Here is a 15244-nt window from a genome sequence, read left to right on the forward strand (position 1 = left end):
GGAAAAAGAACCGCCGTTCTTATTTTGGTGAAATATTCAGGCTAGCGCGGTGCGTCCACCACCACATACACCACCTGATTGCCCGAGTACGATGGCCGGTACCAGACGCCGTCGCAGCGCTCGTAGGTGACACCGTTGACCACCGTCGCGGTACAGGCCCGCGGCAGGCTGTAGACGACCGCTCCGATGGCAGCACCCGTGGCCACTCCGGCCCAGTATCCTCCTGGCCAGTAATGCGGGGGATAGCGGTGGTGATTGCGATGATCTTCGTGATGGTGAGGATGGTGGTCCCGGGGCGGCGGATGCGGCCCGGCGTGCCGATGTGACGCTGGATGCGGACGCGGGCCGGCAAAATGAGGCCCCACATTGAAGTGCCCTCCGCCGCCGTGGAAACCGGGGTGCGCCCGGACATCATTGGCGGCCAGACACAACACCAGCAGATTCCCGACCAGTATACCGCCCAGGGCAATACGACTGCGGCGCCACTGCGATCTAGTCATCCTTTACCTCCGCCGACTTGATCTGCCTGAACGGAATCTTTTTCACCTCTTCCGGCAGTTTCGGGCGGAACAGACTCGCCGGCAGCTTTTCAGCTTTGCGCCACTGGATTGTGGCGATATAACGTGGACTGCCTTCGATAGATTTGTTGACGGTGGAGATCTTTACTGGCAGCGACCCTTCACGCATCGGTAGCCAGATTTCCCAATCGAGACGGGGGCCGCGAAAGGCCCAGTGCTGGACCGTCCTGCCTTGCACCCGGGATTGTCCCACCAGGTAGGCCGCCTCAATTTTGCGCTCCGCTGCTCCGGGTGTGCCCCACTCCAGCAGATCCGCGAGCGGCATCTCGATCTCGTAATCGCGCGCGATCACGACCAGCGCCGTACGGGAATCCGTCTTCATTTCCAGTTCGCCTACATAGTTTCTATCTTTGTCGAATAGTGTCAACCTGGCTCCGTCGTGAAACAGCAGCCGGTGAAAGGAGTCGGTTTTCAGTTCCATCTTCAGATGGTCCGGGCGCCGAAATCGCACTCTGGATTCTCCGCCGATCAGTACTTTCTGCCCATTCGCCAGTATCACTTCGGTACTGAGCTGTGCGTCCAAAGCCAGGGACTCCCTACCCGCCAGCGCTTTGTCCATTCGCTCGAGAGCCGCCAGCGCCGCCGGGTCGGATTTCTCTATCTCGGCCTCCTTACCGGTGCCCTTTTCCGTGCCCGCCCGAGCCCTCTCTACAGCGCCGGCCACCGGGGCCAAAGCCAACAGCCCGGCTAGAACCGTGCAGGATATGGCGGAGTGAGCACTTTGCATGAACAATCTCCCGATACAGTCTGGGCAAATGTAGCGGTCCTCTTCTCTTCCTACCGGAAGACCCCCGGCTTCAGCCGGCACCACCGTCAGACGATAGCCGCGTGCGAACCTGAATATCGGAGGTCAGCGTGCGATGCACTGGGCAACGATTGGCGATATCCAACAGTTTTTCCCGCTGTTCGCCTGTCAGGTCACCCTCCAGGGTGATCTCGCGCACGATTTCGTCGATCTTGCCCTCTTTGCTCTCGCAGTCCTCGCAATCTTTTGCGTGGACCTTCCGGTGCGACAGGATCACCCGGGTCCGCTCCAGCGGTATTTTCCTGCGCTCCGCGTACATGCGGATGGTCATGCTAGTGCAGGCACCGAGCCCCATCAGGATATATTCGTAGGGCCCCGGTCCGGCATTGTCTCCACCGACGTCTTCCGGCTCATCGGCAACCAGGTGGTGTGGCCCGGAAGTCAGCGACTGGGCAAATTTACCATCGCCACTCTCTTCTACCGCAACAACTGTCGGAGCTGGTCCCGTCATCTACTGCACCTTCCCATAATTTTGATAAGTGTCAGCCGTTTGAGCACAAATTGCAGAATGGGCAAAGCGGATTTGCCCATTGTGGTAACTGAGGTGCTCAGTTTTTCTGCGGTGGATTGGGTGTAACCAGGTTCCACCAGAATTCGAAGGTATCCAGCAGTGAAAACAGCGTATCGAGCTGCTTTCCATCACCGCTCACCCTGGCAGTTCCGTCCTTGATCTTGTCCTGCATCGTGGCCGTGCCCATGATGACGTCGTTCAGGTCACTGCGGTTTATGGTCACGGTTGTGTCCGGCTTGTCCACTGGCGGTCCATAATTGAGTACACCGTTTTCCAGTATCAGAGAATAGTTGCCCTCCACGTCCGGCAGGGACACATTGATGGCGATATGCTTGCCAGCGGCCCTGGGTCCGTTAAGGCGGATCGCCAGGAAATCAAAGAACATCTCGATCGGCATACTGCGGATGGTATCCGGGCTGGCGGTGACAGGGACCGCAAATTCCTTGACACCCTCGCGCAGTTCCTTGGCGCCACTGAGGAAGAAGTTGCGCCAGGGGCCGTTTTCCTGCTGGTAGCCGAGTTGCTCCAGGGCATCTGCGAGCAAGTTGCGTGCAGCCTTGTTGTCCGGTTGGGAGGAGACCAGGTTGTCCAGCACCTGTGCCACCCAGCGGTAGTTGCCCGCCTCGTAGTCCTTCTCCGCCTGCTGCAACAGGTTGTCGGCACCGCCCATATACTCGACATATTTCGCACCGGCCTCGGCCGGGGGCAGCGGATAGAGACGCGCCGGGTTGCCGTCGAAAAAGCCGAGGTAGTAGTTCCATACGGCGCGAGTATCGTGGTTGACGCTACCGTAATAGCCGCGGTTGGCCCAGTAATCGGCGAGTTCCGGTGGCAGCTCCATCATCTCCGCGGTCTCTACCATATTGTAGCCATGATTGGCCATGCGCAGAGTCTGATCGTTCAGGTATTTGTACAGGTCGCGCTGTTTTTTCAAGTGATCGACAATATTCTCGTTGCCCCAGGTGGGCCAGTGATGCGGTGCATAGAGAACCTCGACCTCGTCGCCCCAACGCTGGATGGTGTCGTTCAGGTAGCCGGACCAGGCGCGGGCGTTGCGTACCTTGGCACCGCGCAGCGTATAGAGATTGTGGAGCGTGTGGGTGGCATTCTCCGCAGCGGTGACCGCCTTCAGCTCGGGGATATAGAAATGCATCTCCGCGGGCGCCTCGGATCCGGGGGCCAGGATAAATTCAAATGTCAGGCCATCGACTTCAAGCTTCTGGCCATCCTCGGTAATTGTGTCGGTGGGCTCAATTATGGTGGCGGTTCCGGTTGAGGTTCCCAGCCCGAGGCCGGTACCCAGGGTGCCCTGCGGCCCCTTGGGCAGCAGGTTGCCGTACATGTAGCTGGCCCGCCGCGACATGGCATTACCGGCAAACACATTTTCGCTGACGGCTTCCTCCAGGAAACCCTCGGGAGCGATGATCTTGACCTTGCCGGCCTTCACATCCTTTTCGTCTACAACGCCGCGGACACCGCCATAGTGGTCGATATGGCTGTGGGTGTAGATAACAGCTACAACGGGTTTGTCTCCGCGGTGCTCGCGGTACAGATCCAGCGAAGCCCTCGCCGTCTCCGCGGAGATCAGCGGATCCATGACTATGATGCCATTATCTCCCTCAATAAAAGTAATATTGGAGAGATCCGCACTGCGCACCTGGAATATCCGCGGCGTAACTTCGTAGAGGCCACCTTCGGAAAGCAGCTGCAGCTGGCGCCACAGGCTCGGATTCACTGAATCCGGCGCCTCCTTTCCCTGGGCAAAGCCGTAGGCGCCCAGATCCCAAACCGGCTGTCCTTTTTCATTTTTTATCACACCGTTGTCCGGCAGCGGCGCGATAAATCCGCGCTCGATATCCTTGAAATCCTGCTTTTTCTGAAACGGAAGCTCTTCCAGTACTGTCGCGTTGTTTTTTTTGGTTGCATCCGTTGCCGGGTTGGGAGCCTGCGCATGGCTGCCTAATGGCAGAAGCGCACCAACGACGATCCCGACCAGAAGACGTGAAACCTGATTGTGACTGGGCATATATACTACCTCTTGAAGAATTCGAAATCGGGCCTTCACTGTCGGCTCACATTTCAAATTGCACCGAAGCGCCGAAGAAGTGCAGCGCGGTATCCTTGTAGGAGCCCTGAAGCCTGGGACTGAAAGGTGGCCGACCCCGCTGGTCTATGTCGACATCGCCGACCCAGGCCAGGGTGTACCCCAGATCCAGTTCCACACCGGGGCAGATTTCCGTACCGGCGCCCAGGCCGAAGCGGAAGGTTTTGTCACTAATGGTATCCGCTGTCACTGTGGCGGTCGTAGCCATCGAATTATCGTAGGCGACGCCCGTGGACAGGGACCAGTCGGCCAGCATGCCGCGGGAGAAATCGTGACGCACACCGAGCGCGAAATGGCCGGTGTCCCTGTAGCCACGGTCCGCGCGCAGATGTGTCTGCTGCGGGTTGTCGATTTCTATCGCCACCTGCGCATATTCAGACCAGTCCTGCCAGGCGATATTGGCGTAGAGAGTTGTGGCAGGTGTCAACTTCTGCTGCAGGCTGGCGGTCACCGTGGCGGGTACGGTGGTATCGATCTCGGCGCGCCGGTCGTTGAAGCGATCCAGCAGCGGTTCGAACAGCGGCCCGAAGTCGCGCAGACGCAGCCGATCCTTGAACTCCAGATCCACTTCGGAGGTATAGGTGATACCGAAAGTGGTCTCGGGAACCGGCCGGTAGATGATACCCAGGTTGCCACCGTAGCCGATATCGGTGTCCTTGTATCTCAGGCGGGCGTCATTCTCGATCAGGCCGGCGCGTGGCGCCGACTCGAAATCGAAATAGGCTCCCATGACATTCAGACCGGCGCCGATAGAGAGGCACGAGTTGATCTTCCAGCTGAAGGACGGAATCAAGCTCATCCCCAGTAGGTCCACGTCCTGCACAAAACGACGCCCGGCCCAGTCGTTGTTGTAGTCCAGGCCCAGGCCGAAATTGCCCGCCATGGCAAAACCCCAGCCGATATTCTCGGCCAGTCTTCCCGCGGCAAAAGCACCGCCGCCGGGAAACCACTCGAGCGGGTTGCCGCCGTCGCCGCCGGAGATATTGGTCTGCCCGCCATCGCTGAATTCCACATCGCCATACAGCAGTTGGCCGGCAGCGCGGATCTCGGTAGTGTCCCGCCATACGGTGCCACCGGGGTTGGTATAGGCGGTGGCGGCATTTTCCGGCATGGCCGCCCAGCCGGCACTGGCGGTACCCAGCGTCGGCGTGCCGATCTCCCACAGCATGATGCCGCCGGCGCTGGCGGGCGGAGAAGCGATCGCCAGTGACAAAGCGGCCGCGGTGGCTCCGCGCCGGAAGATGCTCGGGTCATGCATATCCAGATCCCTGGTCAGTCGTTACGGCTCGCGGCCGTTCGGCACATAATCATTCCGTTCCAGCGCGATTTACTGTGGAAACTGCATATTGAAACCCATGAAAACCTGCCATTCCGGCTGGCCGGGCCCCTCGTCGGCAACGGACCACTGTGGCTCCACAAACACGTTGTAAACCGTTTTCTCGGTCTTGATAACCTTCCCGGCGCCAATGCCCAAAGGCATGCTGTAATCGTCGTTTTCAAAGTTATAGACCCAGATGGGGGCGCTGCGCAGATACCAGCCTTTGCCCAGTTGGTAGAAGGTGAAGGGTTGGAATGCACCCGCATTGACATCCGGCGCCGAGTCCGCTCCGGCGAAGCTGTGTTGCCAGGTCAGGAGATAGCCGTACTGAAATTTCGGCGAGCTGGCGTTGAAGAGGACATTGGCAAATCCGGCGGACCACTTTTCCGATCCCAGGCCATTCTGGGCGGCCGTGGGCGCCGTAACCTGCGGACCTATGCCGAAGCTGACCGCCGGGTTACCGGTGTCTATCAGGTAGGCAGCAAAGACGTTGAGGTCGCCAATGCCGTTATGCCGTTTCAGTCTGCGCCCGGTGGGAAAGCTGTTTACAGGGAGAGAGGCGCGCATGAGCCAGTTTGCATCCTCAACCGAAAAGGGCTTTGCATAGCGAAGCCAGAATTGGTTGGCCTCTTTGTCGATATCGGTCAGCTCCCCGATATAGTAGTCCTGGATATTGAAGGCGGTCATGTTGGCAAGGGGATTATTCGCCTGCGCGGCGGCACCGCCATGCGCCGGGGCACCACCTCCTTCCTGAGCGGTGGCGGAAAATACGGTCGCGAACAGGAGAGCCTTGATGAAAAGACCCGATAAGCGCCGCAACGCTGCCGTAAATGTCATATAAAACCCGTCGATATTGCCTGTTCCGACTTCTTGCCATCCGACCAAGGCTTTTCGAAGAGCACTTTCTATGAGCAGGCCGCGGCTACTCAGTAGAGAATAGAAAGAATTTCCGATGATATTGGCACTTCTCTGGACTAGGGGATTATTCGGCTGACAGTTTCCTGTCGATAAAGTCGAGAGAAGTTACCTGGGGATAGAAAGAGGGAGGGGATTCGTGACAGGGGGTCATGCTTCAGGACAGGAGGCGGAAACCACCCTGGGGGTACTAGCCATTCCCCTCTCCCGGGAGAGAGGGATGCTCACGGCAACACCGGCGCCGTATACACGCACGCCGGAATTGCCGGAAGGAGAAGGTTAACGCACGCCATCCAGCAGATGCCGTGCAATAATCAGACGCTGGATCTCACTGGTACCTTCGTAGATGGTGGTAATACGCACATCTCGCGCCATCCGCTCCAGCGGATACTCGCGGGTATAGCCGACGCCACCGTGCATCTGCAGGGCCACGTAACAGGCCTCATTGGCCTTTTCCGTGGCAAGCAGCTTGGCCATGGAGGCGGCGGGACCAAAATCCCGGCCGGCGTCTTTCTGCCAGGCAGCCTGCATCAGCAGCAGGCGCGCTGCTTCCATTTCGGTGTATTTTTCGGCCAGTTGCCACTGCAGGCCCTGGAACTGTGCCAGCGGCTTGCCGAACTGTTCGCGCTCCTGCAGATAGTCGCGGGCACAGTCCAGCGCCTCCAGGCCGATACCCAGCGCCAGCGAGCCGATACCGATGCGCCCACCGGCCAGCTCGCCGGCGGCGATACGGAACCCCTTGTTCTCCTCACCCAGCAGGTTGGCGGCGGGAATGCGGCAGTTGTCGAAGGCCACTTCGTTGGTGACCGAGGCCTTCTGCCCCATTTTCTCCTCGGCCTTGCCGATGACCAGGCCGGGAGTGCCCGCCTCTACCAGGAAACAGGAAATGCCCTTGCCTTTCGCCGCTTCCGGATCGGTCACCGCCCAGACCACGAACACACCGGCAAATTCGGCGCTGCTGATAAACAGCTTGCTGCCGTTGAGCACATAGTCGTCGCCGTCCTTTTTTGCGCGGGTGCGCATGGCGGCGGCATCGGAACCGGAGCTCGGCTCGGTCAGGCAGAAGGAACCGGCGGCGTATTCTCCACTGCAGATCTTCGGCAGGTATCGGTTTTTCTGCTCGTCGTTGCCCACTGCCTGAATCACTTCCGCGACCATATTGGTCACCGAGGTAGTGGTCGCCGTGGAAGCGCAACCGCGGGCCAGTTCGGTGATCGCCAGACTGAATGCCAGGGTACCGGCACCGGTACCGCCGAAATCGGGATCGATATTGATGCCCATAAAGCCGAGTTCGGCCAGTTGTTTCAGTTTATCCAGCAGCAGCTCGCGGTTGCCGGTATGGTCCAGTTCTGCGGCCGCGGGTTTCAGTTCGCTGTCGGCAAACTGACGCGCGGCATCCTGGATCATCTGCTGTTCTTCGCTGAGTGAAAAATCCATCGCGTACCTTCTTTATATTTATCTCGGAATCTTTATGCGGAAACCATATCCGCAAGCGCATGAGGCAGGCTCGACCCACCGAACCCACCCGCGTCACTTAACCAGTCCCCTCTCCTTCCGGGAAAGGGTTAGGGAGAGAGGCATCGATCAAAGCCCCCTCCCCCAGCCCCTCCCCCGCAAGCGGGAGAGGGGAGCTATGTCGCAAGCGCAAGGAGGCAGGTTCCACCCACTGAGCTCACCCGGGCCACTTAACCAGTCCCCTCTCCCCCGGGGAGAGGGTTAGGGAGAGGGGCGCCAATCGAAGTCCCCTCCCCCACAGGCAAGCAGGAGAAGCCCAACGCTCCGATTTCAGCGCGAAAAAATCCACCGCCGCAAGATCCCCTGCTGCACGGCCACGCCGAGCATAATCAAAAGCAGGCCGACAATGGTTGCCATTTGAATCCTTTCTCCCACCAGAATCGCAATCAATACCAAGGATAGCGGCGGCGAGAGATAAATCAGGTTACTGATGCGCGCGGTGTTGTCGCAGGCCATCAGCGCCGCCTGCCACAGCAGGAAGGCAATTCCCATCTCGAACAGGCCCACATAGATGGCGCCCAACCAACCGGCCAGCGGCGGCCACTGCCAGTCGCCCTGCACTACCAGCGCGGCCGCCAGCCACGGCAGGCCGCAGAGGAAACTGAGTAGCAGGTTGACCGGCGCACTGCCGCCGATGCGGGTATTCAGCAGCCAGAAACAGCACCAGATCAGGGTGCTGAACAATGCCAACGCCACACCGAGGGGATCGTCAAACGCCAGGTTCAGCGGATTGCCGCCGGTGGCGATCACCAGCACACCGCCGTAGCAGACCAGCGCGGCCATCAGGTCCTGCAGCCACAGCCGCTGCTTCAGAACCGGTACCGACAGCAGCGCCAACAGAACGCCCCAGGTGTAGTTCAGCGGCAGGACTTCCTGTGCCGGCAGCCTGTCGTAGGCATTGAAGAGCACCAGGTAATAGAGGAAGGGATTGCAGAAACCCAATGCCAGGTACCAGCGCCAGTTCCGGCGCCAGGCAACACGAAGCTCGACCCAGCGCCCTTCGCGGGTCACAACAATGCCCATCACCAGCGTCGATACCAGTGCCGCCACCGCCACCAGCTGTAGCGGCGACACATATTGCAGGGACAGCTTGAAGGCACTGGCAACGGTGGACCAGCAGAGCACCGCCGCCAGGGCCAGCAGGTAGGCGCGGCGGTTATCGACGGCCGGGGGCTTATTCATCGGCGCAGACTTCTGTATTCAGTTGGCGGGAGCCGTGCAGGCAGGGCTCCCCGGGTTCGGCCGACAATCAGCGCTTGCCGCCCTTGGCCGCGGGCTCGGGATCCGGCACCGCCACGGAGGTGTCGGTTTTCACCTCCTGGATCACCACATAGGTGTGGGTCTCGCGCACCCCCGGAATGGACGCCAGCTTCTCGCCGAGGAATCGGCGGTAGCCGAGCATATCCTTGATGCGGATCTTGATCAGGTAGTCAAAACCGCCGGCGACCATATGGCATTCCTGCACCTCTTCCAGACTGGAGACATGCTCGTTGAAGGCCTCGAGCGCCGAGGTAGCTGTATCGGTCAGCGTGACCTGTATATAGACCACCAACCCGGCGTGGACCTTGATCGGGTCCAGCAACGCCACATAGTCGCGGATAAAGCCCTCGCGCTCCAGGCGCTTGACCCGCTCCAGGCACGGCGTGGGGCTCAGGTTGACCCGGCGGGCCAGTTCCACATTCGGCAGGCGCCCGGCGCGCTGCAGAATCCGCAGTATCTGCCGGTCGATTCGGTCCAGATCTTCCAACTGTCGAGACATGACAACATACCCTACTGGCAATTTGGCTTAAGACCGCGATATTTAACCACATTCGGCGGCAATATGGCGATTAATCCTGAGAGATTTCGCACATAATCCGGTTTTTTATCCTGGCCCACAACACAGAGTTTGGGAGACGATATGTCGACACAATTCGCCGGAGATCTCCACAGCGCCCGCCAGCTGGCGCGGAAATATCTGCATGCCGACGAAGACCAGTGCGTCAGTGAACTGCTGGCGGCCCCGCGCCCCAGTGACTCGCTGCGCAAGAAGATCCTCAGAACCTCCCGCGAACTGGTGCAGCACTCGCGCCAGCACCGCAGCCAGCGGGGCACCCTGGACGCCTTCCTGCAGCAGTTCGGTCTCTCCAACAAGGAGGGCGTGGCGCTGATGTGCCTGGCGGAATCCCTGCTGCGCGTGCCGGATGCGGATACCGCCGACAAGCTGATTGCCGAGAAGGTGCATTCCGGCAACTGGAGCAGTCACCGCGGCCAGTCCGACTCGCTGTTCGTCAATGCCTCCACCTGGGGCCTGATGCTGACCGGCAATATCGTCGAGCTGGACCCGGACATCACCGAGCAGCCCTCCCACTGGATGAGGCGCCTGGTGAGCCGCGTAGGCGAGCCGATGGTGCGCACCTCCATGCTGCAGGCGATGCGCATCATGGGCGGCCAGTATGTGTTGGGCCGCACCATCGAAGAGGCGCTGAAGCGCGGCCCGGCGGAAAACCCGGAAGGCACCCGCTTCTCCTTCGACATGCTGGGCGAAGGCGCCCGCACCACGACCGATGCCGAGCGTTACTTCGACGCCTATATGACCGCGATCGAAGCCATCGGCAAGGACAATATCCAGAAAAGCGGGGACAAACGCGACGTGGTGGAAGCCAACGGTATTTCCATCAAGTTTTCCGCCCTGCACCCGCGCTACAGCGAACTGCAGCGCGATCGCGTGATGAGCGAGCTGCTGCCGCAGGTCAAACGTTTGTGCACCGCCGCGGCCAGGTACGATATGGCGCTCAATATCGACGCCGAAGAGGCCGAACGGCTGGACATCTCCCTGGACATCTTCGAGGCCCTGGCCCGCGATCCGGAACTGAAGGACTGGCAGGGACTCGGCTTTGTGCTGCAGGCCTACCAGAAACGCTCTCCCCATGTGGCCGACTGGCTGATTGCCCTGGGACGCGACACCGGCCGCAAGATCATGGTGCGCCTGGTAAAGGGCGCCTACTGGGATACCGAGATCAAGCTCGCCCAGCAGCTCGGCCTGAGCGACTACCCGGTCTACACCCGCAAGTGCCACACCGACCTCAGCTACCAGGTCTGCGCGCGAAAACTGCTGGACGCCCGCGACGCCGTCTACCCGCAGTTCGCCACCCACAACGCCTATACCGTGGGGCTGATCCTGGAGCTGGCCGGCAACAGCGACGGCTACGAATTCCAGCGCCTGCACGGCATGGGCCACCTGCTGTACGCCCAGGTGGAAGCGGTGCACGGCAGGCGCGTACCGCTGCGGGTCTACGCCCCGGTGGGTGCCCACAAGGACCTGCTGCCCTACCTGGTGCGCCGCCTGCTCGAGAACGGCGCCAACAGCTCCTTCGTCAACCGCTTTATGGACGAGGAGACCCCGATCGACGAACTGGTGCAGGACACCCTGGAACAGAGCGAGGCCTGCACCCCCTATCGCCATCCACAAATCCCGGTACCGGAGGACATCTATATGGGCAAAGAGGCGCTGCCACGGAAAAACTCGAGCGGCATCGAGCTGACCGATCCGATCGCAGTGGAGCCGCTGCAGGCATCGGTGGAAAAGATGCGCGGCAAGGAGTTTCACGGCGGCCCGATTATCGATGGCGTCATGGGCAGGACCGACGAGCCGGTCCACAATCCGGCCACCGGCGAACGGATCGGCTACACCGCCAACGCGAGCAGAGAACAGATCGACACCGCCTACACCCTCGCCACCGAGGCCCAGGTGGCCTGGGACCGCCTGGGCGGCAATGCCCGCGCCAAGATTCTCGACAAGGTCGCCGACCTCTACGAGGAACACCTCAACGACCTGACCGCACTGATCGCCCTGGAAGCCGGCCGCACCCTGAACGACGGCATCAGTGAAGTGCGCGAGGCAGTGGATTTCTGCCGCTACTACGCCAACGGTGCGCGCAAGCATTTCAGCGAGCCGCAGGAACTGCCCGGCCCCACCGGCGAGAGCAACGAACTGGTGCTCACCGGCCGCGGCGTCTTTACCGCCATCTGCCCCTGGAACTTCCCGCTGGCCATCTTCACCGGCCAGGTGGTGGCCGGCCTGGCGTCCGGCAACGCGGTGCTGGCCAAACCGGCCGAACAGACCCCGCTGATCGCCGCCCGCGCCATCGAACTGATGCACGAAGCCGGCGTGCCCACCAAAGTGCTGCACCTGATCACCGGCACCGGCGCCGCCGTGGGCGCACCGCTGATAGAGGACCCGCGCCTGTCCGGCGTGGCCTTTACCGGCTCCACCGAAACCGCGCGCCTGATCAACACACAGCTCGCCGACAAAGAGGGCCCGATCATCCCGCTGGTGGCCGAGACCGGCGGCCAGAACGTGATGATCGTCGACTCCACCGCCCTGCCCGAGCAGGTTGTGGACGATGTCATCCAGTCCGCCTTCCTCAGCGCCGGCCAGCGCTGCTCCGCGCTGCGCATCCTCTGCGTACAGGACGTGATCGCCGACAACCTGCTGGACATGCTGAAAGGCGCCTGCGAGGAACTGACTCTCGGCGACCCGTCAAAGCTGGAAACCGATATCGGCCCGGTGATCGACGACAAGGCGCTGAAGATACTGGAAGCCCACCGCGAGCGTATGCAGAAGGAAGCCAGGCCGCTGTTTTCATTCGACGGCGACAAGGTACCGGATAAAGGCACCTTCTTTGGCCCGCAGGTGGTGGAGATTGAGGACTTCGATCTGCTCAAGCGCGAAGTCTTCGGCCCCTTCCTGCATGTGGTGCGTTTCAAGGCCGGCGAACTGGAAGACGTGATCCGCCGCATCAACGCCACCGGCTACGGCCTCACCTTCGGCCTGCACTCCCGCATCGAGGGCCGCGCCGGCGCCGTGTTCAAGCGCGTAAACGTGGGCAACACCTACGTCAACCGCGACATGGTCGGCGCTGTGGTGGGTGTCAACCCCTTCGGCGGCCAGGGCCTCTCCGGCACCGGCCCCAAGGCCGGCGGCCCCCACTACCTGTTCCGCTTCGCCAACGAAAAGACCAAGACCATCAACACCGTGGCCACCGGCGGCAACACCGAGCTGTTTACCCTCGGCCAGTAATTTCCGGTCTCACAGGGCCAACCCGGGGCGAACCCATCGGTTCGCCCTTTTTTATGCCCCCTCCCAAAACACAGCCCCTCCCCTCGCCCAGACCCAGGATCAGAAGCCGGCGGCTTCTATCTGCGGCAGAAATCGCGCCAGTCCTTGATTTATATAAGGGACGTAATATGATCAAAAGCGGCCCGGCAACTGGCGCGCCACGCTGCCTCGCTTTATATTTCTGGTCAATAAACCATCATCTTTTTGCAACCTTTTGATTTTTAAGGGATTTTTAAAATTACTCTTCGGGAGAGATTTGCAGATAGGAGCGAAGTTGATATAAAGCCGGTGGCTTTTGAATTAACTGTTATGTGAGCTTACCTATGAAGCAATTAGTGTTTTTATCGTTACTTAGTTTTGCTTCTGCTTCGGCTTCTGCGACAACCATTTATGTGAAGCCGAATTATCCTATCGAGGCGCTAAGAAATTGCATAGAGGGGTGGGTTGAATTCGAATTAACAGTGATGCCTGATGGTTCAATGAAAAACGTGAGAGTCGTTGGCTCACATCCGGCGGGTATTTTTGAGGAAGCAGCAAGAGAGGCTCTAAAGAAGCACAATCTTGTTCCCAAGGTAGTTAATGGTGAGTCTGTACCCACGCCTGGAGTACGTCGGAAAATCACCTACAAAATCGACGGAGAGTGTGTTCCCACATAACCAGGCGCTGCACCGGACGGCCAACGCTATGCACCTTTGTGCTGGTCGCTTCGCTCCCATTATCGCACAAAGGTGCATAGCATTGTCCGCCGGTGAGCGCGACGTTATACATTTTTTTCTATGTCTAGAATGAAAGAACGCAGGCTACGTAGAAAAGGAATTAATAGACCACAACTACCTGAGGAATCGAGCTTTCTGAAGGCAATACTTGGAAGAAAGCTCTATGAGCATCGGAAGATGGCGGGGGCATCTGTATCAAGCTTTCTAATCACGCTGCTTATGTTTCTAGACGTTCGGCATGATGGAAGTTTGGAGGCTAAGGGTTAAGGGTGCAAAAATTGAGGGCGTAATAGCATACAGCATAGTTGCATTCTTTTTTCTAATCTCCACATTCATGCTTGTCGCAACAATTAGTGAGTGGCGAGAACGGGGAAATGCATAACCAGGCCATGCTGCGGACAGCCTACACAACGCGCTTCGCGCTAAAGGCGTTCTGGCTGCCACAGATGGCAACGTTCAGGCTGTGTTCTCTATGCGGCTATTCGATTGTCCGGGCTTGGTCCGGAAATATGAAAAATATGGAGAGTATCTGGAGTTTGCACCTGCAAAGTGTTTCGGTACCAGTAGGTATGATGGATAATTAACCATTCCATACGGTGTCAGGGTTTCTATTAAGCCCGGTATTAATGTGTCACTTTATGGGTAAATTTGTAACAAGACCAGTCTGTACGCTCCGGCGCTCCGGCGCTGCGCGCCTCCGCGGGACGGCCTACGCTATGCGCTACGCGCATAAACAGCGTAGGCCGCCCCAGCTGGCAACGTTATAGCTAAGGAGACAGCAGTGGCGTTTGACCTGTCCGAAAAGCAGCTAAAGCGAACCGAGGAAGAGTTGGGAGCAAAATTGCCTCACGAGTACCGTGAAGCGATGAAAATTGATAACGGAGGCGAGGCGTCTACAGAAGAAGACGATTGGGAGTTTTATCCCATTAAAGATACCTCGGACAGGAAAAGGTTATCGCGCACTTGCAACCATATTATCAAGGAAACCGAGTCATGCCGCGGTTTCGGCAACTTCCCGGAAAACGCGATCACCATTGCAGGCAATGGGCTTGGAGATCAAATGGTTTTCCTGAAAGAAGGCGAATCGTTTGGCGGCACGGTTTATTTATGGCTACATGAGACGGGAGAAGTCCAACAAGTGGCTGGTTCGTTCAGTGAAATCGAAAAGCTATAACAAGGCCAGGCACAGCGACGTCTTTTCCGTTGCGGCTTCGCCTCCACTACAAAGCCGCGCGTGCTGGCGGCGAGAAAGCCATATGAGAATTGAACCATTTTCCAAGCTTGGCCATGTTTCTCTTGGTATCAGTCGAGATGAACTGGAATTGATGCTTGGTGTCCCCTCTACCAAAAGAACGAATCGAGTCGGCTTGGAAGAGCTTGATTATCGTGACAGCATTTATCGGTTCGAATCTAGCGGGCTTTTGAGTGAAGTGACTACCGAGGCGGTGCATGTAGAGTTCGGCAAAGTTGGTGTTCCTTTTGCCAACCTTGCAGAGTTCATCGCTTTGAATGATCCTGATTCGGTCGAGAAGCACGGATTCATACTGAGCCCAGCATACGGGGTGGTATTCGATCCTGAGCATCGACCTTGGGTTACCGTGCTAACCGAAAGAGGTTTTGAGGCCTGGGCAAAGCTTTAATCGGGTAAGGACGGGTATTTAGCCCGCCCTCCCCACAACAC

The 15244-nt window shown here is 59.0% G+C and carries 13 protein-coding genes; 4 read left to right on the plus strand and 9 right to left on the minus strand.

All coding sequences use genetic code 11. The features are described from left to right. Positions 1–41: 41 nt before the first annotated feature. The 9 genes from OQE62_RS18655 to OQE62_RS18695 all read right to left on the minus strand — a co-directional run bounded on the left by OQE62_RS18655 (position 42) and on the right by OQE62_RS18695 (position 9505). A complete protein-coding gene (locus OQE62_RS18655; RefSeq protein ID WP_265723559.1) occupies positions 42–206 on the minus strand; it encodes a hypothetical protein in 165 nt (54 codons plus the stop codon). A 286-nt stretch (positions 207–492) separates the two neighbouring features. Beyond that, a complete protein-coding gene (locus OQE62_RS18660) occupies positions 493–1305 on the minus strand; it encodes a DUF2092 domain-containing protein (protein WP_265723560.1) in 813 nt (270 codons plus the stop codon). Positions 1306–1375: 70 nt separating this feature from the next. Further along, entirely contained in the window at positions 1376–1834 is a 459-nt protein-coding gene (locus OQE62_RS18665; protein ID WP_265723561.1) for an OsmC family protein, read from the minus strand. A gap of 97 nt (positions 1835–1931) precedes the next feature. After that, on the minus strand, positions 1932–3920 hold the full coding sequence (locus OQE62_RS18670; protein ID WP_265723562.1) for an alkyl/aryl-sulfatase: 1989 nt from the start codon (positions 3918–3920) through the stop codon (positions 1932–1934). Positions 3921–3966: 46 nt separating this feature from the next. After that, a complete protein-coding gene (locus OQE62_RS18675) occupies positions 3967–5256 on the minus strand; it encodes an OmpP1/FadL family transporter (RefSeq protein WP_265723563.1) in 1290 nt (429 codons plus the stop codon). Between the two features lie 69 nt (positions 5257–5325). Continuing rightward, a complete protein-coding gene (locus OQE62_RS18680; RefSeq protein WP_265723564.1) occupies positions 5326–6201 on the minus strand; it encodes a hypothetical protein in 876 nt (291 codons plus the stop codon). 309 nt (positions 6202–6510) lie between these two features. Next, positions 6511–7668, minus strand: coding sequence for an acyl-CoA dehydrogenase family protein (locus tag OQE62_RS18685; protein WP_265723565.1), 1158 nt, complete (start codon positions 7666–7668; stop codon positions 6511–6513). 348 nt (positions 7669–8016) lie between these two features. After that, the gene (locus OQE62_RS18690) at positions 8017–8928 is read right to left on the minus strand and encodes a DMT family transporter (RefSeq protein ID WP_265723566.1); all 912 of its coding nucleotides are present in this window, start codon (positions 8926–8928) and stop codon (positions 8017–8019) included. A gap of 67 nt (positions 8929–8995) precedes the next feature. Beyond that, complete coding sequence (locus OQE62_RS18695; RefSeq protein ID WP_265723567.1) at positions 8996–9505, minus strand: Lrp/AsnC ligand binding domain-containing protein; 510 nt, start codon at positions 9503–9505, stop codon at positions 8996–8998. Positions 9506–9646: 141 nt separating this feature from the next. On the opposite strand from OQE62_RS18695, the gene putA reads away from it, so the two are divergent. The 4 genes from putA to OQE62_RS18715 all read left to right on the plus strand — a co-directional run bounded on the left by putA (position 9647) and on the right by OQE62_RS18715 (position 15203). Then, on the plus strand, positions 9647–12808 hold the full coding sequence (putA, locus tag OQE62_RS18700; RefSeq protein ID WP_265723568.1) for a bifunctional proline dehydrogenase/L-glutamate gamma-semialdehyde dehydrogenase PutA: 3162 nt from the start codon (positions 9647–9649) through the stop codon (positions 12806–12808). Between the two features lie 362 nt (positions 12809–13170). Beyond that, positions 13171–13503 (plus strand): energy transducer TonB, encoded by a 333-nt coding sequence (locus OQE62_RS18705; protein ID WP_265723569.1) that lies wholly within the window; start codon positions 13171–13173, stop codon positions 13501–13503. Positions 13504–14344: 841 nt separating this feature from the next. After that, positions 14345–14737 carry an SMI1/KNR4 family protein gene (locus tag OQE62_RS18710; protein ID WP_265723570.1) on the plus strand — a complete coding sequence of 131 codons (393 nt, stop codon included), beginning with the start codon at positions 14345–14347 and terminating at the stop codon, positions 14735–14737. Positions 14738–14819: 82 nt separating this feature from the next. Continuing rightward, on the plus strand, positions 14820–15203 hold the full coding sequence (locus OQE62_RS18715; protein ID WP_265723571.1) for a hypothetical protein: 384 nt from the start codon (positions 14820–14822) through the stop codon (positions 15201–15203). Positions 15204–15244: the final 41 nt, after the last annotated feature.

Source organism: Microbulbifer halophilus (assembly GCF_026183675.1).
GTDB classification, from domain to species: Bacteria; Pseudomonadota; Gammaproteobacteria; order Pseudomonadales; family Cellvibrionaceae; genus Microbulbifer; species Microbulbifer halophilus.